Source organism: Pseudomonas sp. B34(2017) (assembly GCF_002112915.1).
In the GTDB taxonomy this organism is placed as follows: domain Bacteria; phylum Pseudomonadota; class Gammaproteobacteria; order Pseudomonadales; family Pseudomonadaceae; genus Aquipseudomonas; species Aquipseudomonas pharyngis.
The window spans coordinates 129,511-148,650 of the sequence record NZ_NEJA01000009.1 but is presented as its reverse complement, the minus strand read 5'-3'; the positions used below and the strand labels follow the sequence as shown (position 1 = coordinate 148,650).

Here is a 19,140-nt window from a genome sequence, read left to right as displayed (position 1 = left end):
CGACCTCGACCTCTTGTCATAATATATCTGTGACGTCGATCCTTACCTACGTACAATGCGTTCACCGATTGATGCAAGGAGTGGGGCACATTGGAACAGGGGCTTATGGATAGACTGCGCATGTTTTTGCTGAAACTACCGCGGCGACAAAAGCGGTTGATCCAGGTGCTGACGGACGTCGTTCTTGTCTGGCTGGCGCTGTGGATGGCATTTATCGTGCGTTTGGGCATTGATGAAATGATCAATCCCTTCAAGGTCCATGTCTGGCTGTTTATCTGTGCGCCGATCGTCGCGATCCCCCTGTTTATCCGCTTCGGCATGTACCGCGCAGTGATGCGCTACTTCGGCAATGATGCGCTGGTGGCCATTATCAAGGCTGTCAGTCTGTCATCGCTGATTCTCGCGTTGGTGGTGTATTGGTACAGCAACCACGAAGCCGTGGTTCCGCGCTCGATCATTTTCAATTACTGGTGGCTGAGCCTGGTCATCATCGGCGGCTTGCGCCTGTGCATGCGACAGTACTTCATGGGTGACTGGTTCACGGCTGCCCAGCATGTGCCTTTCACCAATCGCGATGACGGGCTGACCAAAGTGGCGATCTATGGTGCAGGCGTAGCTGGCAACCAGTTGGTGGCGGCATTGCGTATGGGGCGGGTCATGCGTCCTGTCGCCTTCATCGATGATGACTCGAGTATTGCCGATCGCTCCATTTCCGGATTGCAGGTCTACAAACCCAAGCATATCCAGCAGATGATCGATGTCACCGGCGCGCAGGAAATTCTCCTCGCATTGCCATCTTCCACCCGCGCGCGGCGCAGGGAAATTCTCAATCTGCTGGAAGGCTTTCCGCTCCACGTGCGCAGCGTGCCCAACTTCACCGATTTGGCTAGCGGCCGAGTCAAGGTGGAGGATATCCAGGAAGTCGATATTGCCGACTTGCTCGGCCGCGATGCGGTGCCCGCGCAACATGATCTGCTGGAACACTGCATCAAAGGCAAGATCGTCATGGTGACAGGGGCGGGAGGCTCGATTGGCTCGGAACTTTGCCGACAGATATTTTCACTGAACCCGACCACGTTGATTTTGTTCGAGCACAGTGAGTTCAATCTTTACAACATTCTTTCCGAACTGGAGCAGCGCGGGATTCGTGAATCGATAGGTGTTCGGTTATTGCCGATCCTCGGTTCCATTCGGCACGCGGACAAGTTACACGATGTCATGAAGACCTGGCGGGTCGATACTGTTTATCACGCCGCCGCTTATAAACATGTACCGATGGTTGAGCACAACATTGCCGAAGGCGTGTTGAACAATGTCATTGGCACTTTGAATACTGCGCAGTCGGCCCTCAAGAGTGGCGTTGCCAATTTTGTGTTGATCTCCACTGACAAGGCGGTACGTCCGACCAATGTCATGGGAAGTACCAAGCGATTGGCCGAACTCACCCTGCAGGCGTTGAGCCGTGAAATCGCTCCTGTGCTGTTCGGCGACAAGGCCAATGTGTCCAGGGTCAACAAGACCCGTTTCACCATGGTCCGTTTCGGCAATGTTCTGGGATCTTCCGGGTCGGTGATCCCGCTTTTTCACAAGCAAATCCGCTCCGGTGGGCCATTGACGGTCACCCACCCGAAGATTACCCGATACTTTATGACGATCCCGGAAGCCGCGCAGTTGGTGATTCAGGCAGGCTCCATGGGACAGGGTGGAGATGTTTTCGTCCTGGACATGGGCGAGCCGGTGAAAATTGTCGAACTCGCGGAGAAAATGATCCATCTTTCAGGTCTGAGTGTGCGCTCAGAGCGCAATCCTCAGGGCGATATCGCGATCGATTTCACAGGATTGCGTCCGGGGGAGAAGCTCTATGAAGAGCTGCTGATCGGCGATAACGTGTCTGCCACTGATCACCCTATGATCATGAGCGCTAGTGAGGATTACCTTTCCTGGGAAGTGTTGAAGGGCCGTTTGAGCGAATTGCTCGATGCCGTGGAGCTCGATGATTATGCGCGTGTCCGCCAGCTCCTGCGCGAAACCGTCAGCGGCTATACCCCCGACGGCGAGATCGTCGACTGGATTCACCAGCAGCGCCGTCTCGAACCCTGATTGTTTCACATCCTGTAACGGACGCATTTTTGACTTGTCCCGATCATCGCCTAAGTTTGGAGAGCAGCTTCGGAAAAGCTGCTTTCTCAATTGATGATGGAGCGTCACTTATGCGTACCGGATATTTCTACTCCCTGATTTTTGCCCTGCTGACCAGCGCCTCTATTGCTGCCATTGCTGCGCCTCTGGCTTCTTCAGAAGCGAACAAGGCAGCCGTGGTGATGGACGCGTCAGCCACTTCTGAAAATCAGAAGGTCGATCTGAACGGTGCCGACGCGGCCACTCTGCAAAAGGAATTGGCAGGCGTGGGCGAGGCCAAGGCGAAAGCGATTGTTGCTTATCGTGAAACAAATGGGCCGTTTGCGTCCGTGGATGAACTGCTCGAAGTGAAGGGTATCGGCAAGGCGATTCTGGATCGTAATCGCGACAAGCTGGAAGTGAACTAAGCTGATTGTTCAACGCCAAGGGGCCGGTCATTGACCGGCCCTTTTTGCTTCCAGGTGGAGCACAACACAGGAGGGTGACAGCCTTTCCGTCGGGAAATAGAAAATTATGGCTGTCATATTGGCTTGAGATTATGCCTATAATAATTTCAGTCGCCACTGAAGCCTTCTGCTTTTCAGCGGTCGTTCATTCCTCACGCATCCCAGGAGTATCGTCATGAATTCCCCGAAATCCCAAGGTACGGCGCTGGTCACGGGCGCTTCTTCCGGTATTGGTGCGGTGTACGCCGAGAGACTGGCGGCGCGTGGTTTCGATCTGCTGCTGGTCGCTCGTGACAAGGCGCGTCTGGAATCGGCTGCGAGCAAACTGCGAGACGTCCATGGCGTTGAAGTTGAAGTGCTCAAGGCCGATCTGACGCAAAAGGATGATGTGATCAAGCTTGAGCAGCGTCTGCGCAGCGATTCCAGCATCACGCTACTGGTCAACAATGCTGGCGTAGCGTCCAACGGATTGCTGGCCAACGCCGATCCCGATGAACTGGAGAAGCTGATCCAGCTGAATGTCACGACCCTGACCCGACTGGCTTCGGCCGCCGCCGCTGCTTTCACCAGCGCCGGGCGCGGCACGATCATCAACATTGCATCGGTGGTTGCCCTGTTTCCTGAGCGTTTCAATGCCACCTACAGTGCCAGCAAGGCTTATGTATTGAGCCTCTCCCAAACGCTGAATGCGGAACTCGAAGGCACTGGTGTCAAGGTGCAGGCGGTTCTGCCCGGAGTGACGCGCACCGAAATCTGGGAGCGTTCGGGTCTGGATGCCACCAATATTCCGGCGGAAATGGTCATGGAGGCGGGCGAGATGGTCGATGCCGCGTTGTCCGGTCTGGATCAGGGCGAGCTCGTCACGATTCCTTCGCTGCCCGATGCCGGGGAATGGCAAGCCTTCGTCGCCGCACGCCATGTGATGGCGCCCAATCTGTCCCATAGCTCGGCCGCCAGTCGTTACAAGTAAATCAAGTCGAGAGAGGTCAACCCGATATGGATCAGCGTCGAGTAGTTGTCACGGGTATGGGCCTGGTATCGCCCTTGGGAAGCAGCGTCGAAGTCGTCTGGCAGCGCCTGCTGGCCGGGCGTTCGGGATTGCGAAATCTGCCGGAAGCGGTGATTGCCGATCTGCCGACCCGGGTTGGCGGCGTGGTGCCGACGATGGAGGAGGACGCCGAAGCCGGTTTCGATCCGGATCGCGCCACACCGCCCAAAGAACAGAAGAAAATGGACCGTTTCATTCTGTTCGCGATGGAGGCTGCGCGGCAGGCGCTTGAACAGGCCGGCTGGCACCCGACCGAATCCGGCGCTCAGGAACGCACCGCCACGATCATCGGCTCCGGTGTCGGCGGCTTCGGCGCTATCGCCGATGCGGTACGCACCACCGACAGTCGTGGTCCGCGACGGTTGTCGCCGTTCACCATTCCCTCGTTTCTGGTCAATCTCGCCGCAGGGCATGTCTCGATCCAGCACGGTCTCAAGGGCCCGCTCGGTGCGCCGGTCACCGCGTGTGCCGCCGGCGTGCAGGCGATCGGTGATGCGGCCCGGCTGATTCGTGCCGGTGAGGCCGACATCGCGGTGTGCGGCGGTGCGGAAGCCTGCATCGATCGCGTCAGTCTTGCCGGTTTTGCGGCAGCGCGGGCTTTGTCCAGTGGCTACAACGACACCCCTGAACGCGCCTCGCGTCCATTCGACAGCGGACGTGACGGGTTCGTGATGGGCGAGGGCGCCGGGCTGCTGGTGATCGAGTCCCTGGAGCACGCATTGGCACGGGGGGCGCAGCCATTGGCTGAACTGGTCGGATATGGCACCAGCGCCGATGCCTATCACCTGACCGCCGGGCCGGAAGACGGCAGCGGTGCACGGCGGGCAATGGAATTGGCGTTGGCCCAGGCCGGTATCGCGCCGGATCAGGTGCAGCATCTGAACGCACATGCGACCTCGACACCGGTGGGCGACCTCGGTGAACTGGCCGCAATCAAATCAGTATTTGGTGTGCAAAACAGGATCGCCGTGACCTCGACCAAATCCGCGACGGGGCATTTGCTGGGGGCGGCTGGAGGTCTGGAAGCGATCTTCACGCTGTTGGCGATCCGCGATCAGATCGTTCCGCTCACCCTTAATCTGGAAAATCCCGATCCGGCCAGCGAAGGCGTGGATATCGTCCACTGTCAGGCGCGGTCGATGCCGATCGAGTATGCGTTGTCCAACGGGTTCGGCTTCGGTGGGGTCAATGCCAGCGTGCTGTTCAAGCGCTGGCAGGCTTAGTCTTCCGAGCGTTTGAGGTGTTCGCGGGTGACGTCCAGAATCTGCTGCGCAAATTCAGGATCCGCGACACTGCGTGACAGCAGGAGCGCCCCGGCCAGTGTCGCCATGATGACGATGCTGCGCTCGGCGGTGCTCTCGCCTTCAAGGGTGCCTTCGATCTGGCCCAGGCGCGCCTTGAGCACTTCATCGCTGGTCGGGCTCGGCTGGCCGCGCAACCCCAGCTCCGATGAAATGGTAACCAGCGGGCAGCCTTCATGCGGCGTGGTCTGATGCCACTCGGACAGGTAGGTGTCGATGAACAGCTCCAGCGGGTTTTCCTGGGCGAAGATCTCCGCACACAAGCCGGCCACTTGATCTCCGGCCGCTTGCAGTGCTTTTTCAACGAGTTCGTCCTTGGACTTGAAGTGCGAGTAGAAACCGCCGTGCGTCAGGCCCAGCGCTTTCATCAATGGCTGCAGTCCGGTCGCACCGATGCCGTCCTTGCGAAACCGCTCGGACGCTTCCTTGATAATGCGCTGATGGGTCTGGGCTTTATGATCCTGCGAGTAACGCATTTAAACTCTCCGCAACAAGATCGCCATCTTAACCAATGCAAATTGAATGGTGACTGTACTTCTACTTCTAAAAAAACGGCCGGTGACTCCGACATGTTCGTAACAGCCACTCGCGGTTGGCACGGATAGTGGTTGCAGCTTGCAAAGTTGCCATCGCTTGAGGAGCAGGAGAATCATGTACAAAGACTACCCGGCCGCCTATCAGGTCAGCAAAGGCTCGGCGTTGCAGGTCGATACACCTTTCTACGAACGGATTCGAGACCGCAAGGACGGGCGGACGCTGATCGAACAATTCGAAGTACCGATCCGCACCGGCCGTGCCTGGCATGTGCCGGCGGGGCATGTGTTTCGTGTCACCACACCGGTCGGGCCCCAAGTGGGCGATTTCAATGTGTGGAACGCACACGATCCGCGCGAACGGATGTGGGCGGCGCGCACCCGGCAATTGCAGGGTGCGCATGTCAGCACCCACGATCGCCTCTGGTCGAACCTGCCTTTCCTGCGACCTCTGGTGACCATCACCGATGACAGCCTGGCCGACTATGGCATCGACGAGCACGGCGGGCGCCTGCACGATTTGCTCGGCACGCGCTGCGATCCTTATGTGAACAAAATGCTCACCGGCGAGGATTTCCATCATCACTGCCATTCCAACCTGACCCGCGCCGTGTTGCCTCATGGCCTGACCGAGTTCGACGTGCATGATGTGCTGAACATCTTTCAGTGCACCGGCCTGAATCACGATGATCTGTATTTCATGAAGGCCTGTCCGGCGCAGAAGGGCGATTACCTGGAGTTCTTCGCCGAAATCGACTTGCTGTGCGCGTTGTCGACCTGTCCCGGTGGTGATCTGTCACTGGCGATGTGGGGGCCGGACGCGCAGGATCCGCTGACGGTATGCCGCCCGCTCGGGGTGGAGATCTATCGTCTGGACGATGCGCTGCTCGAAGGCTGGAGCCAGCCTGAACGTGCAGCGTACAAAGGCCTGCATGGCTTGCACATTGCCAAGGCCGACTGGGAAAAATAATCGCGACAAAAAACAAACCCCGCCGATTCAGGCGGGGTTTTTCGTTCAGCGGTCCTGCGCGTCCTTGATGTCCGCTTCGGCATTGCGTTCAGCGACGCGCTTGCGTTGTTCATCGGTCAGTTCGACCTTGTTGGCGGTGTCTCGCAACATCATCAGACCGCCGACGATCGAGCCGATTGCAACGACCAGAATCAACCAGGCATACCAGGGCATAACGGCTCTCCTTAAAGGCAGGTCGACGGGCGAGGGTTTCGCCGTGCGACGCTGCATACCACTTTGAGCGAAGTGCATTCGCAGTGGTTCCATTCTAGGCCGGTTATGCCCGTCGCGGTTTACAGTCCGGTGAGCATGGCGTCTGCCGGAGCGTTGGCGCGCAATTGGCCGGTCAACAGGAAGTAGCCGAAACCGACCGCCATGAAGCCGAGAAAGATCAGCCCGATCAGCGCATTGAACCAGGCCATCGCCACCAGACACACCACGGCCAGCGCCAGCGCGATCAATGGAATCAGCGGATAACACGGCGCGCGGAAGGTGCGCTCCAGATTCGGTTCGGACTTACGCAGTTTGAACAAGCTGAGCATGCTCATGATGTACATCACGATTGCGCCGAACACGGCCATGGTGATCATCGCGGCAGTGAGGGTCATGCCGCCGAGGTTGATCAGGCCGTCGCTGTAGATCGCCGCGATGCCAATCACGCCGCCGGCGATGATCGCCCGGTGCGGGGTCTGGAACCGCGAGAGTTTAGCCAGCGAGGCGGGCAGGTAACCGGCGCGGGCGAGGGCGAAGAATTGCCGCGAATAGCCAAGGATGATCCCGTGGAAACTCGCCACCAGCCCGAACAGACCGATCCACACCAGCATGTGCAGCCAGCCGGAGTTGTCGCCGACCACCGCTTTCATTGCCTGAGGCAGCGGGTCGTTGATGTTCGACAGGGTGCGCCAGTCGCCGACGCCGCCTGCAAAGAACATCACGCCCATGGCCAGCAACACCAACGTCAGAATGCCACTGATGTAGGCCTTGGGAATCGTGCGTTTAGGGTCTTTGGCTTCTTCGGCCGCCATGGCTGCGCCTTCGATGGCGAGGAAAAACCAGATCGCAAACGGAATCGCCGCGAACATCCCGGCAATCGCCGGAGCGCCGAAGATGTCCGAACCGGCCCAGCCGTTGAGGGCGAAGTTGCTGAAGCTGAACGCCGGGGCGACCACGCCCATGAACACCAATAGCTCGGCGACGGCCAGGACGCAGACGATCAATTCGAAGGTCGCGGCCAGTTTCACGCCAAGAATATTCAGACCCATGAACACGATGTACGCGCCGACCGCCGCGTGTTTCGGATCGAGCGCCGGAAACTGCACGTTCAGGTACGCGCCAATCGCCAAGGCAATCGCCGGCGGGGCGAAGACGAATTCGATCAGCGTCGCCAGCCCGGCGATCAATCCGCCTTTTTCACCGAAGGCGCGGCGACTGTAGGCGAACGGCCCGCCCGCGTGGGGGATCGCCGTGGTCAGTTCGGTGAAGCTGAAGATGAAACAGGTGTACATGGTCGCGACCATGAACGAAGTCACCAGGAAACCCAGGGTTCCCGCGACGCCCCAGCCGTAACTCCAGCCGAAGTACTCCCCGGAAATCACCAGCCCCACCGCGATGCCCCACAGGTGCAAGGTGCCCAGCGTGGGTTTGAGTTGTGTGTTCATGTGTTTGCTCCCTGAACGGTTTGGAAAGCTCGGGGAAGGGCGTGTGCAGTGGGCGTGCCATTTTGTATTGGCGGGTCGTAATGGGATGAAAGCTGTCGTATCGGGGATGTTCGCGGCTCGATGGCCACATTTGCGTGCGCCAGTCAGGTGCGCCTATAGCCGGATACAGTCGTAAAGAAGGCATAAACACAGTCTTTACGCTTTCTTTATGCCCCGCCCACACCCTCGCTCTCGTTCCTTTACGGCCTCCTTTCCGACAATGCCTCCACACGCGGCAATACGCCGTAACACGGAGATCTTCCATGAGCGTTCTGGACGGGGTGTCACTGCTGCTGGCAGTGGGGCTGTTCATTTATCTGTTGGTTGCGCTGTTGCGCGCGGATCGGACTTAGGAGCGGCTATGCACAGTTATGACTATTGGCTGATCCTCGCTTTCTTCGCGGTGGTCTTGCTGCCGGCGCCGTTCCTCGGGCGCTTCTACTACAAGGTGATGGAGGGCCAGCGTACCTGGCTGACGCCGATTCTCGGCCCGGTCGAACGTGGCTGTTACCGCATCGCCGGGGTCAATCCGCAGGACGAACAGAGCTGGCAGAAGTACACGCTGGCGCTGCTGGCGTTCAACCTCGCCGGTTTTCTGCTGCTGTTCGCGATCCTGCTGTTCCAGGATCACCTGCCGCTGAACCCGCAAAACCTGCCGGGCCAGGAGTGGACCCTCGCGTTCAACACCGCCGTCAGCTTCATGACCAACACCAACTGGCAGGCCTACAGCGGCGAAGCGTCGCTCAGCTACCTGAGCCAGATGGTCGGCCTCACCGTACAGAACTTTGTCAGCGCCGCCACCGGCCTCGCCGTGCTGGTTGCGCTGTGCCGTGGCATCGGGCGCAAGTCCACCAAAACCCTCGGCAACTTCTGGGTCGACATGACCCGCGCCACCCTCTACGGCCTGCTGCCGCTGTGCCTGCTGCTGGCGCTGTACCTGGTGTGGCAGGGCGTGCCGCAGACCTTCGCCCAATATGTGAATGCAGTGACGATGCAGGGCGTTGATCAGGTGATCCCGCTCGGCCCGGCTGCCAGCCAGATTGCGATCAAGCAACTGGGCACCAACGGCGGCGGATTCTTCGGCGTCAACTCGGCGCATCCGTTCGAGAACCCGACCGCCTGGAGCAACCTGTTCGAAGTCGCGTCGATCATCCTGATCCCGGTCGCGCTGGTGTTCACCTTCGGCCACTACGTGAAGGACCTGCGTCAGAGCCGCGCCATCATCGGTTGCATGCTCGCGCTGTTCATCATCGGCGGTGCCACTTCGCTGTGGGCCGAGTATCAACCGAACCCTGCCTTGAACAACATGGCCGTGGAACAGACCGCGCCGCTGGAAGGCAAGGAAGCGCGCTTCGGCACCACTGCCACCGTGCTCTGGTCGGTGACCACCACGGCGGCGTCGAACGGTTCGGTCAACGGCATGCATGACAGCCTCAACCCGCTCAGCGGCATGGTCGCGCTGGTCAACATGATGGTCGGTGAAGTGATCTTCGGCGGCGTCGGCGCGGGGCTCTACGGCATGTTGCTGAACGTGCTGATCGCGGTGTTCCTCGCCGGCCTGATGATCGGCCGAACCCCGGAATACCTCGGCAAGAAACTCCAGGCCCGTGAAGTGCAGTTGCTGGTTGTCACCCTGCTGGTGATGCCGGTCGGCGTGCTGGTGCTGGGCGCGATTGCCGCGAGCCTGCCGGGCCCGGTGGCGGCGGTGAGCAACCCCGGCCCGCACGGTTTCAGCCAGTTGCTCTACGCCTACACCTCGGCCAGTGCCAACAACGGTTCGGCATTCGGCGGCTTCGGCGCCAACACCGCGTTCCACAACCTGATGCTCGGCCTTGGCATGTTGATCGGCCGCTTCGGTTACATCCTCCCGGTACTGGCTTTGGCCGGCAGCCTGGCGATGAAGAAAACCGCTCCGATCGGCCAGAACAGCTTCCCGACCCACGGCCCGCTGTTCGTGACCCTGCTGACCGTGACCATTTTGCTGGTGGGCGGCCTGACCTTCTTGCCGACCCTCGCACTGGGCCCAATCGCTGAACACCTGAGCATGGGCTTCTAAGGAATCCATCATGAATATGCATGTTCCAGCTTCAAAACCAGCGGCAGCTGCCAAGTCGACAGAGGCGCCCAAAACCGCGATCAGCGCCCTTTGGCGTCCGGCGCTGCTGCAAGCGTTCGTCAAGCTCGACCCGCGCCAGTTGCAGCGCTCGCCGGTGATGCTGGTGGTCGAACTGACGGCGATCCTGACCACCGTGCTGTGCTTCATTCCCGACAGCAGCGTGCCGACCTTCGTCGCTGCGCAAATCGCACTGTGGCTATGGTTCACCGTGCTGTTCGCCAACTTCGCCGAAGCGCTCGCCGAAGGTCGCGGCAAGGCCCGCGCCGACAGCCTCAAGGCTGGCAGCGAAGGCCTCAGCGCCCGACGCAAACTGGCCAACGGCAGCTTCCAGGTCGTGCCGGCCACCAGCCTGCGCAAGGGTGATGTGGTGCGCGTCGAAGCGGGGGAGATGATCCCCGGTGACGGCGAGGTCATCGAAGGCATCGCGGCGGTCAACGAAGCGGCGATCACTGGCGAATCGGCGCCGGTGATCCGCGAGTCCGGTGGCGATCGTTCCGCCGTCACCGGCAACACTCGGCTGGTGTCCGACTGGCTGCTGGTGAAGATCACTGCCAACCCCGGTGAATCGACCCTCGACCGCATGATCGCGCTGGTCGAAGGCGCCAAACGCCAGAAGACCCCGAACGAAGTGGCGCTGGACATCCTGCTGATCGGCCTGACCCTGATCTTCCTGCTGGTGGTCGTGACCCTGCAACCGTTCGCCCACTTCGCCAACGGCAGCCTGCCGCTGGTGTTCCTGGTGGCGTTATTGGTCACGCTGATTCCGACCACCATTGGCGGGCTGCTGTCGGCCATCGGTATCGCCGGGATGGATCGTCTGGTGCGTCTGAACGTGATCGCCAAGTCCGGCCGTGCGGTGGAAGCAGCGGGTGACGTGCACGTGTTGCTGCTGGACAAGACCGGCACCATCACTTTCGGCAACCGTCGTTGCAGCGCGGTGTATGCGGCGCCGGGCGTGAATGCCCGTGAGCTGGCCGAAGGCGCGCTATTCGCCTCGCTGGCTGACGAAACCGCTGAAGGCAAGTCCATCGTCGAGTACCTGCGCGGCTCCAATCCGCAGCCGGAACCTTCGCCGGAAACCCTGACTGCCGTGCCGTTCAGTGCGGAAACCCGCTTGTCCGGTGTGGACTACCAGGGCCGTGTATTCCGCAAGGGCGCGGTGGATTCGCTGCTGGCCTTCCTCGGTCAACAACGCAAGGATCTGGCCCCGGCGCTGTCCCGGGAAATCGACAAAATCGCCCAGAGCGGCGGCACCCCGTTGCTGGTCTGCGCCGACGGCAAGCTGCTCGGTGCCATCCACCTGAAAGACGTGGTCAAGCCAGGCATCCGCGAGCGTTTCGCCGAGCTGCGCAAGCTGGGGATCCGCACGGTGATGGTCACCGGTGACAACCCGCTGACTGCTGCCGCGATTGCCGCTGAAGCAGGCGTCGATGACGTACTGGCCGAAGCGACGCCAGAGAAGAAACTGGCGCGCATCCGTCACGAGCAGAACGACGGTCGTCTGGTCGCGATGTGTGGTGACGGCGCCAACGACGCCCCGGCGCTGGCCCAGGCTGACGTCGGCATGGCGATGAACGACGGCACACAAGCCGCGCGTGAGGCGGCCAACATGGTCGACCTCGACAGCGACCCGACCAAGTTGCTGGACGTGGTGCAGATCGGCAAGGAATTGCTGGTGACCCGTGGCGCGCTGACGACCTTTTCCATCGCCAACGACGTGGCCAAGTATTTCGCGATCCTGCCGGCCCTGTTTGCCGCGATCTACCCGCAGCTCGGCGTGCTGAACATCATGCAGTTGAGCAGTCCGCAGAGCGCGATCCTGTCGGCCATCGTGTTCAACGCTTTGATCATCGTGGTGCTGATTCCGTTGGCCCTGCGTGGTGTGCGGGTGCAGGCGGCGAGCGCGGCGGCGCTGCTGCGACGCAATCTGCTGATCTATGGCCTGGGCGGGATTGTGGTGCCGTTCGTGGGGATCAAGGCGATCGACATGCTGTTGACGGCGTTGCATCTGGTTTGAGTGAGCGGTGTTTGCTGGATCTCTACACGGCTTGAGATCCAGCCCTCATCGGAACGCCGCCCGCCTAACCCTCTCCCGGAGGGAGAGGGGACTGACCGAGGTATTTGTAAGAGCTACATCGACCTGAGATATCGAGCCGAACTCAGGATTTGAAAAGCACAAAGATCGGTTCCCTTTCCCCCTCGCCCCCTTGGGGGAGAGCGCTGGGGTGAGGGGGAGGGATCTTCCTGACACCCCACCAAAGTTTGCCCAATGAATTCGAGGATTTTGAAATGTCCACAATGATCCGTCCGGCCCTGAGCCTGCTGGTGCTGATGACCCTGGTCACCGGCGTTGCCTATCCACTGGTGGTGACCGGCGTTGCCCAGGTCGCCTTCCCCGAGCAGGCCAACGGCAGCCTGGTGCGCGATGCCGAAGGCAAGGTGCGCGGCTCCTCGCTGATTGCTCAGGATTTTGTCGGCGATGCCTGGTTCCATCCGCGTCCTTCGGCTGGTGCCTTTGCCACCGTGTCGAGCAGTGCGAGCAACCTGTCGCCAAGCAATCCGGCGCTGGCCACTCGGGTGATCGACGACGCCAACAAGCTGCAGGTGCCCGGTCAGGGCCCGGTGCCGTTGGCGCTGCTGACCACCTCCGGCAGCGGTCTCGATCCGCACTTGCCACCGGCGGCGATTGCCTATCAACTGGCGCGTGTTGCCGCCGCGCGTAATGTGCCGGTAGCGACTTTGCAGCAACTGCTCGACGCGCACATCGAACAGCCGTTGGTGGGCCCGCCGGTGGTGAATGTGCTGGCGCTGAACATGGCGCTGGAAAAGCTCTGAATCGGTGGCGCGGCCAATCGCTGGCAAGCCAGCTCCCACAGGAGCACGCATTCCCCTTGTGGGAGTTGGCTTGCCAGCGATGACGGCAGTCCAGGCAATACACAAACATCAGGAAGAGAGCTTCAAGCATGAGTGACTCCGGCCGTGCCGACGCGCTGTTAGCAGACTTGCCCCGCGACGGACGCGGCCGGCTCAAGGTTTTCCTCGGCGCCGCGCCGGGCGTGGGCAAGACCTACGCGATGTTGCAGGCGGCCCACAGCCAATTGCGCCAGGGCGTGAAAGTCATCGCCGGGGTGGTCGAAACCCACGGCCGCGCCGAAACCGAAGCGCTGCTTGGCGGCTTGCCGCAACTGCCGCTGGTGCGCTCGGAATACCGTGGCGTGACGCTGGAGGAAATGGACCTCGACGGTCTGCTCGCCGCCAAACCGAAACTGGTACTCGTCGACGAGCTGGCCCACAGCAACGCCCCCGGCAGTCGTCACGCCAAACGCTGGCAGGACATTCAGGAACTGCTCGCCGCCGGCATCGACGTGTACACCACGGTCAACGTCCAGCACCTGGAAAGTCTCAACGATCAGGTGCGCGGCATCACCGGTGTGCAGGTTCGTGAAACCCTGCCGGACTGGGTGTTGCAGGAAGCCTATGAGCTGCTGCTGATCGACCTGCCGCCCCGCGAACTGCTCGAGCGCCTGCGCGAAGGCAAGGTCTACGTGCCGGAGCAGGCACGGGCGGCGATCGATGCATTTTTTACCCAGACCAACCTCACCGCGCTGCGCGAACTGGCGATGCAGACCGCTGCCGCGCAAGTCGATAACGATCTCGCTCAGGGCTATCGCCAGCTCGGCCAGGCCGCGCCGGCGGTACGCGGGCGCTTGCTGGTCGGCGTCGATGGCGATGCCCAGGCTGAACGGCTGGTGCGTCACGCCAGTCGGGTGGCCCAGCGTCGGCATTTGCCGTGGAGTCTGGTGCACGTCGACAACGGCAGCGTGCGCGACGAGCAATCGCGCCTGCGCCTGCAAAGCGCCCAGCAACTGGCGGAACGCCTCGGCGGCGAAGTGGTGCTGCTGCGGGCCGGCGAGGTGGCGAAAACCCTGATCCAGCATGCGGCGGAACGGCGGGCGAGTCTGGTGCTGGTCGGTCAGTCGCGGCCGCGCCTGCGCAGGCGTCTGTTCGGTGGTGGGCTGGCGGCGCGTTTGCTGCGTCAGGCCCATGGCCTGGAAATCAACGTGCTGGACAGTGATCAGGAACAGCATCAACCGCGCCCGCGTGTCGCGCCGACGCTGGTGTGGTTCGACTACGCGCTGGCGCTGGTCGCGACGCTGTTGGCCAGTGCACTGGCGTGGGCGGTCTCCAGCGTGCTGCCGTTGCCGAATATCTCGCTGGTGTTTCTTGCGGCGGTGCTTCTGGTGGCGGTGCGCAGCAGTCTCGGCCCGGCGCTGGCCTGTGCGGCGCTGTCGTTTCTGACCTATGACTTTCTGTTCATCCCGCCGAATTTCTCCTTCAGCATCCAGCGCGAAGAAGACGTGCTGACCTTGCTGTTCTTCCTGCTGATGGCGGCGCTCACCGGCAATCTCGCGGCGCGTCAGCGGCGGCAATTGCAGGCGCTGCGCGATACCCAGGAAGAGACCACTGAACTGCTCGACCTGTCGCGCAAACTCACCGCCGCCACCGACCGTCAGGCCGTGGTCAGCGCCGCAGCCCAACACCTCAATGGCTGGAGCGATCTGCAGCTGTGCCTGCTCAATCGCGACGGGCAGGGCGGCTGGAAAGTCGAAACCGGCGGGCCGCTGCAATTCACTGAATCCGAGCGCGCCGCCGCCGACTGGGCCTGGCAACACGATCAACCGGCGGGCATGGGCACCGGCACCTTGCCGTTCGGGCGCTGGTGGTGGTGGCCGCTGTCAGTGGAGGACGGACCGCTGGCGCTGCTCGGTGTATGCGCCAAAGAAGGCCAGACCTTGAGCGGCCAACGCCGTCGTTTGCTGACCGCGTTGAGCCAGCCCCTGGCTCAAGCATTGGCCCGGGCGCAACTCGCCGATGACCTGGAAGCCGCGCGTCTGCACGGTGAAACCGAACAATTGCGCAGCGCCTTGCTGGCCTCGGTGTCCCACGATCTGCGCACGCCGCTGACCTCGATGCGCGGCAGCATCGACAGCCTGCTGGCCCTCGGCGAAGCGATCCCGCTGGAGGATCGCCGCGAGCTGCTCGAAGGCACCCGCGATGAAGCCGAGCGTCTCGACCGCTACATCCAGAACCTGCTGGACATGACCCGTCTCGGCCACGGCGCCCTGAAGCTGGCGCGGGACTGGGTGTCGCCGGCGGACATCGTCGGCAGTGCGCTCAATCGTCTGCGGGCGGTGCTGTCGTCGTTGCAAGTGAGCACCGATGTACCGGCCGAGTTGCCGCTGCTGTACGTGCATGCCGCGTTGATCGAGCAGGCACTGGTGAACGTGCTGGAAAACGCCGCCCGATTCTCGCCATCCCACGGTCGTTTGCAACTGCGCGCCGGGGTGGATGACAGCGAAGTGTTTTTCTCGGTCAGCGATGAAGGGCCGGGGATTCCGGTCGATGAGCGAGCGAAGATTTTCGACATGTTCTACACCGCCGCCCGGGGTGATCGCGGCGGGCAGGGCACGGGGCTGGGGCTGGCGATCTGTCAGGGCATGGTCGGCGCCCATGGCGGGCGGATCAGTGTCGGCGACGGCATCGACGGGCGCGGCACTTGCATCACCCTGCACCTGCCCCTGCAGACGCAACCGGGGATGGACGGTGAAGCCTGATCCGCGCTGCGCTACTCTCTTGCCACTCTTTTGTGTTGATGTGAATTCATGAGCCAGACCGCGACCATTTTGGTCATCGATGACGAACCGCAGATCCGCAAGTTCCTGCGTATCAGCCTCGCTTCCCAGGGCTACAAAGTGCTGGAGGCAGGCACCGGCGCCGAGGGCCTGGCCCAGGCGGCGCTGAATAAACCCGATCTGCTGGTGCTCGACCTCGGCCTGCCGGACATGGACGGCCAGCAAGTGCTGCGCGAGTTTCGCGAATGGGCCACGGCGCCGGTGCTGGTGCTGTCGGTGCGCGCCAGCGAAGGGCAGAAGGTCCAGGCGCTGGATGGCGGCGCCAATGACTACGTGACCAAACCGTTCGGCATTCAGGAATTTCTCGCCCGGGTGCGCGCGTTGCTGCGTCAGGCACCGGCCGGGGAAGCGCAGCAGGCCGCGTTGAATTTCGGCCCGCTGACCGTGGACCTGGCGTATCGCCGGGTGCTGCTGGACGGCGTTGAAGTTGCCCTGACCCGCAAGGAATACGCAGTGCTGGCGCAACTGGCGCGGCATCCGGGGCGGGTAATCACCCAGCAGCAATTGCTCAAGGACATCTGGGGCCCGACTCACACCGAGGACAGCCACTACCTGCGGATCGTGGTCGGGCATCTGCGGCAGAAACTGGCGGACGATCCGACCCGGCCCCGGTTTATCGTGACCGAGGCCGGCGTCGGTTATCGCTTGTTGAGCGAGAGCAGCCTTTAGTTCTGTTCGCTCTCATAGCGGTCGAGGGTATCCCGTGCGATCTCGCGACCCAGCGCGATCAATTCAGGCGCCTTGTAGAACTCGAAGAACCGGCACACTCGCTTCGGCACGTTGATCAGGATGTCCGGCGGATACCCGGCGATCTTGTACTGCGCCAGCGAGGTCTGCATCACCTCGAAACTCTGGTTGATCAGATCGAGCAATGAAGCCGGCCCGACGTTATCGACGATGAACGATCCGGTGGCGGATTTCGGTGCGCCGTCGCGTTCAGGCGCGGCGGCGGGTTGCTGGGCTTCCGGCTCGGCACTTTCGACCCACGGATTGATTTCCGCCGCTTCGGCACGCAACGCTTCCTGTTCCAGCAACAGCAATTGCTCGGCCTGTTTGCGGCGGAACGGCATCTTCGAACCGAGTGAACTGATCAGACTGTCGAAGCGCGTGCGGAACGCGGCGGGGCGCTGGATCACCGGCAATTTGTAATGGCGCTGGTTGGTCGAGTTGAGATTGACCGCGATGATCAGGTCGCAATGGCTCGACACCACCGGCACGATCGGCAACGGGTTGAGAATGCCGCCGTCCACCAGCATCCGGTTGCCCTGCATCACCGGAGTGAACAGGCTGGGAATCGCCGCCGAGGCGCGCATCGCCTGATGCAGGCAGCCTTCCTGGAACCAGATTTCCTGTTGATTGGTGAGGTCGGCGGCCACCGCCGTGTAGGGGATGCGCAGGTCTTCGATGTTGATTTCGCCGACGATCTTGCGGATCTGGCCAAAAACCTTTTCGCCACGGATTGCGCCGAGACGAAAGCTGACGTCCACCAGGCGCAGCACGTCGAGATAATCCAGGCTTTCGATCCAGTTGCGATACTCGTCGAGCTTGCCGGCGGCGTAGATTCCGCCGACCACGGCCCCCATGGAACAGCCGGCAATACAACTGATGTCATAGCCCCGTCGTTCAATCTCTTCAATGACCCCGATATGGGCATAGCCCCGGGCGCCACCGGAGCCCAGCACCAGCGCGACACGCTTTTTCATCAAACTTCCTCCCGACAAGGTTGCACAATGCACCCATCGAGGGCCGGGCTTCAATCGCCGGGGTCGTTCGGGGCGGCGATGGCGTCGTTTTTTCGATACTTCATGACCCGTCGGCGTTATCTTGGCCGTGCGGTGCAATTGCGGGACGCAAGGCACTTTTTCCCTGCCGCACCGTCTTACCTGCACGACTGTTGACCTATCTTTGAGGTGTGAGTGATGAAAGCCTGGATCTGTGTGCCGTTGATGGCTCTGGCATTGGCTGGTTGCGCCGGCAAGACCGCTTATCGTGACAGCTGCGGCAGCCAACTCGACGCGGCGTGGCATGAACTGGATCTGGCCAAGGCCGAAGGTTTTGCCGGCACCGTCAGCTATTCCAAGGCGCTGTCGCTGTTGACGGCGGCCAAGACCCAGCAGCAATTCGAAGGCTTCGAAGGCTGCACCAAGAAAGCCGAAAAAGCACGTTTCTACATTCGCGAGTCCCGCGCCGGGCGCTAAGCTGCTGACGTAGCGCAAGGGCAGGTCGCTTGCGCCGGCGCACACTCGTGCAAAGTCATTGAATTCAGGAGCAAGCGATGTCTGCGTTGGTTGATCGGCTGGTGGCCCATGTCCTGAGCCTGGAAGTGCGGCTGCTGGCCTGTCAGGCGCGTCTGACCGCGCGGACCGACCCTGAAGCGCTGCACGACCTGCGCACTACCGTACGGCGCTTGCGCAGTCTGTTGCGACCGTTGCGCGGCTTGCCCGGTGTCGAACAACTGGAAAGCGCGGCGGCCAGCGTCGGGCAACTGACCACGCCGTGGCGCGACCGCGAGGTGCTGGCGGCCTGGCTGATCAAACATGATCAGCCGGAAGCTGCACAGCGCCGGATGGCGCAAATGGCCGAGGCGTACCCGACGCTGGCGGCCAGCGCCGAAGTGGCTTCGCTGCTGATGATCATCGATGCCTTTCCACGTTTTCTGCGTGCGTCCCAGCGCCAGGGATTGCTCAAGCGCCTGGACAAACGCCTCGAAAAACGTCTGGGCAAACAGTGGAAGCACCTCGACGTGGCGCTGCACGACCCGGCCCACGACCGCCATCGCCTGCGCCTGCTGATCAAGCGTGTGCGCTACGGCATTGAGGCTTACCCGGAACTCGATCGACTGCCCGAAGCCGCATTACCCCGATTGAAATCCGCACAAGGCGCCCTCGGTGACTGGCACGATTGCTGGCAATGGCTGGCACGCGCCGAACTGGAGCAGGATCTGCAACCCTGCGTCGCCACGTGGCAGGCAACCATGGCCAAGGCCGAAGTCAAGGCCGACCGGGTGCTGGAAAAACTCAGCGTAGCCTGCTTCAAGTCCTGAAACTCGCTGGCGCGCAGCATCGCTGTCTTATCTGTCAGTCTCTTTGACCGGAATGGACGCTGCGCCGCTCTGCCGCGCTGGTTAAGATCCGGTCATTCCCTTTTTCGTGTCCGAG

General features: G+C 61.6%; 17 protein-coding genes. 13 read left to right on the top strand and 4 right to left on the bottom strand.

The window, feature by feature from the left end; translation table 11 throughout:
- The first annotated feature begins 105 nt into the window (after nucleotides 1–105).
- The 4 genes from CAF80_RS26375 to fabF all read left to right on the top strand — a co-directional run bounded on the left by CAF80_RS26375 (nucleotide 106) and on the right by fabF (nucleotide 4,856).
- A complete protein-coding gene (locus tag CAF80_RS26375) occupies nucleotides 106–2,100 on the top strand; it encodes a nucleoside-diphosphate sugar epimerase/dehydratase (RefSeq protein WP_085668129.1) in 1,995 nt (664 codons plus the stop codon).
- Nucleotides 2,101–2,210: 110 nt separating this feature from the next.
- Nucleotides 2,211–2,546, top strand: a complete 336-nt coding sequence (locus tag CAF80_RS26370; protein WP_039770521.1) for a ComEA family DNA-binding protein — start codon at nucleotides 2,211–2,213, stop codon at nucleotides 2,544–2,546.
- A gap of 214 nt (nucleotides 2,547–2,760) precedes the next feature.
- A complete protein-coding gene (locus tag CAF80_RS26365) occupies nucleotides 2,761–3,555 on the top strand; it encodes an SDR family oxidoreductase (RefSeq protein WP_085668130.1) in 795 nt (264 codons plus the stop codon).
- Between the two features lie 26 nt (nucleotides 3,556–3,581).
- Nucleotides 3,582–4,856, top strand: coding sequence for a beta-ketoacyl-ACP synthase II (gene fabF, locus CAF80_RS26360; RefSeq protein ID WP_085668131.1), 1,275 nt, complete (start codon nucleotides 3,582–3,584; stop codon nucleotides 4,854–4,856).
- On the opposite strand, the gene CAF80_RS26355 is transcribed toward fabF, so the two are convergent.
- Nucleotides 4,853–5,410, bottom strand: coding sequence for a TetR/AcrR family transcriptional regulator (locus CAF80_RS26355; RefSeq protein WP_085668132.1), 558 nt, complete (start codon nucleotides 5,408–5,410; stop codon nucleotides 4,853–4,855). The two genes, fabF and CAF80_RS26355, sit on opposite strands and share 4 nt — an antisense overlap.
- Nucleotides 5,411–5,585: 175 nt before the next feature.
- Here CAF80_RS26355 and CAF80_RS26350 point away from each other — a divergent pair, with 175 nt between their 5' ends.
- Nucleotides 5,586–6,437, top strand: a complete 852-nt coding sequence (locus CAF80_RS26350) for a DUF1989 domain-containing protein (protein ID WP_085612191.1) — start codon at nucleotides 5,586–5,588, stop codon at nucleotides 6,435–6,437.
- 45 nt (nucleotides 6,438–6,482) lie between these two features.
- Here the strand turns inward: CAF80_RS26350 and CAF80_RS26345 are convergent, their stop codons facing one another.
- Together CAF80_RS26345 and eat are read right to left on the bottom strand one after the other, a co-directional pair.
- Nucleotides 6,483–6,650, bottom strand: a complete 168-nt coding sequence (locus tag CAF80_RS26345; RefSeq protein ID WP_007950938.1) for a DUF2897 family protein — start codon at nucleotides 6,648–6,650, stop codon at nucleotides 6,483–6,485.
- Nucleotides 6,651–6,769: 119 nt separating this feature from the next.
- On the bottom strand, nucleotides 6,770–8,134 hold the full coding sequence (gene eat, locus CAF80_RS26340; protein ID WP_039770512.1) for an ethanolamine permease: 1,365 nt from the start codon (nucleotides 8,132–8,134) through the stop codon (nucleotides 6,770–6,772).
- 302 nt (nucleotides 8,135–8,436) lie between these two features.
- Between eat and kdpF the strand changes: the two genes are divergently transcribed.
- The 6 genes from kdpF to CAF80_RS26310 all read left to right on the top strand — a co-directional run bounded on the left by kdpF (nucleotide 8,437) and on the right by CAF80_RS26310 (nucleotide 16,651).
- Nucleotides 8,437–8,526, top strand: coding sequence for a K(+)-transporting ATPase subunit F (gene kdpF, locus CAF80_RS26335; RefSeq protein ID WP_007950940.1), 90 nt, complete (start codon nucleotides 8,437–8,439; stop codon nucleotides 8,524–8,526).
- 8 nt (nucleotides 8,527–8,534) lie between these two features.
- Nucleotides 8,535–10,229 (top strand): potassium-transporting ATPase subunit KdpA, encoded by a 1,695-nt coding sequence (kdpA, locus tag CAF80_RS26330; protein WP_085668133.1) that lies wholly within the window; start codon nucleotides 8,535–8,537, stop codon nucleotides 10,227–10,229.
- 10 nt (nucleotides 10,230–10,239) lie between these two features.
- Nucleotides 10,240–12,306 carry a potassium-transporting ATPase subunit KdpB gene (gene kdpB, locus CAF80_RS26325; protein ID WP_085668134.1) on the top strand — a complete coding sequence of 689 codons (2,067 nt, stop codon included), beginning with the start codon at nucleotides 10,240–10,242 and terminating at the stop codon, nucleotides 12,304–12,306.
- Nucleotides 12,307–12,578: 272 nt separating this feature from the next.
- A complete protein-coding gene (gene kdpC, locus CAF80_RS26320; RefSeq protein ID WP_039770506.1) occupies nucleotides 12,579–13,124 on the top strand; it encodes a potassium-transporting ATPase subunit KdpC in 546 nt (181 codons plus the stop codon).
- Nucleotides 13,125–13,252: 128 nt separating this feature from the next.
- Nucleotides 13,253–15,904, top strand: a complete 2,652-nt coding sequence (locus CAF80_RS26315; protein WP_064598368.1) for a sensor histidine kinase KdpD — start codon at nucleotides 13,253–13,255, stop codon at nucleotides 15,902–15,904.
- Between the two features lie 48 nt (nucleotides 15,905–15,952).
- Nucleotides 15,953–16,651, top strand: coding sequence for a response regulator (locus tag CAF80_RS26310; protein ID WP_039770498.1), 699 nt, complete (start codon nucleotides 15,953–15,955; stop codon nucleotides 16,649–16,651).
- Here CAF80_RS26310 and CAF80_RS26305 read toward each other — a convergent pair.
- Entirely contained in the window at nucleotides 16,648–17,685 is a 1,038-nt protein-coding gene (locus tag CAF80_RS26305) for a patatin-like phospholipase family protein (protein ID WP_011335324.1), read from the bottom strand. The two genes, CAF80_RS26310 and CAF80_RS26305, sit on opposite strands and share 4 nt — an antisense overlap.
- 216 nt (nucleotides 17,686–17,901) lie before the next feature.
- Here CAF80_RS26305 and CAF80_RS26300 point away from each other — a divergent pair, with 216 nt between their 5' ends.
- Both CAF80_RS26300 and CAF80_RS26295 read left to right on the top strand, forming a co-directional pair.
- A complete protein-coding gene (locus CAF80_RS26300; RefSeq protein WP_007950948.1) occupies nucleotides 17,902–18,180 on the top strand; it encodes a hypothetical protein in 279 nt (92 codons plus the stop codon).
- Between the two features lie 77 nt (nucleotides 18,181–18,257).
- Nucleotides 18,258–19,025 carry a CHAD domain-containing protein gene (locus CAF80_RS26295; protein WP_085668135.1) on the top strand — a complete coding sequence of 256 codons (768 nt, stop codon included), beginning with the start codon at nucleotides 18,258–18,260 and terminating at the stop codon, nucleotides 19,023–19,025.
- Nucleotides 19,026–19,140 lie beyond the last annotated feature (115 nt).

What these genes read in the sequence shown, in the direction of transcription:
- CAF80_RS26295 (WP_085668135.1), top strand. Translation starts at nt 18,258, where the DNA reads ATGTCTGCGTTGGTTGATCGGCTGGTGGCCCATGTCCTGAGCCTGGAA.
- CAF80_RS26315 (WP_064598368.1), top strand. Translation starts at nt 13,253, where the DNA reads ATGAGTGACTCCGGCCGTGCCGACGCGCTGTTAGCAGACTTGCCCCGC.
- CAF80_RS26310 (WP_039770498.1), top strand. Translation starts at nt 15,953, where the DNA reads ATGAGCCAGACCGCGACCATTTTGGTCATCGATGACGAACCGCAGATC.
- CAF80_RS26350 (WP_085612191.1), top strand. Translation starts at nt 5,586, where the DNA reads ATGTACAAAGACTACCCGGCCGCCTATCAGGTCAGCAAAGGCTCGGCG.
- kdpF (WP_007950940.1), top strand. Translation starts at nt 8,437, where the DNA reads ATGAGCGTTCTGGACGGGGTGTCACTGCTGCTGGCAGTGGGGCTGTTC.
- CAF80_RS26370 (WP_039770521.1), top strand. Translation starts at nt 2,211, where the DNA reads ATGCGTACCGGATATTTCTACTCCCTGATTTTTGCCCTGCTGACCAGC.
- fabF (WP_085668131.1), top strand. Translation starts at nt 3,582, where the DNA reads ATGGATCAGCGTCGAGTAGTTGTCACGGGTATGGGCCTGGTATCGCCC.
- CAF80_RS26355 (WP_085668132.1), bottom strand. Translation starts at nt 5,410, where the DNA reads ATGCGTTACTCGCAGGATCATAAAGCCCAGACCCATCAGCGCATTATC.
- CAF80_RS26300 (WP_007950948.1), top strand. Translation starts at nt 17,902, where the DNA reads ATGAAAGCCTGGATCTGTGTGCCGTTGATGGCTCTGGCATTGGCTGGT.
- CAF80_RS26365 (WP_085668130.1), top strand. Translation starts at nt 2,761, where the DNA reads ATGAATTCCCCGAAATCCCAAGGTACGGCGCTGGTCACGGGCGCTTCT.
- kdpB (WP_085668134.1), top strand. Translation starts at nt 10,240, where the DNA reads ATGAATATGCATGTTCCAGCTTCAAAACCAGCGGCAGCTGCCAAGTCG.
- CAF80_RS26345 (WP_007950938.1), bottom strand. Translation starts at nt 6,650, where the DNA reads ATGCCCTGGTATGCCTGGTTGATTCTGGTCGTTGCAATCGGCTCGATC.
- CAF80_RS26375 (WP_085668129.1), top strand. Translation starts at nt 106, where the DNA reads ATGGATAGACTGCGCATGTTTTTGCTGAAACTACCGCGGCGACAAAAG.
- CAF80_RS26305 (WP_011335324.1), bottom strand. Translation starts at nt 17,685, where the DNA reads ATGAAAAAGCGTGTCGCGCTGGTGCTGGGCTCCGGTGGCGCCCGGGGC.
- eat (WP_039770512.1), bottom strand. Translation starts at nt 8,134, where the DNA reads ATGAACACACAACTCAAACCCACGCTGGGCACCTTGCACCTGTGGGGC.
- kdpA (WP_085668133.1), top strand. Translation starts at nt 8,535, where the DNA reads ATGCACAGTTATGACTATTGGCTGATCCTCGCTTTCTTCGCGGTGGTC.
- kdpC (WP_039770506.1), top strand. Translation starts at nt 12,579, where the DNA reads ATGTCCACAATGATCCGTCCGGCCCTGAGCCTGCTGGTGCTGATGACC.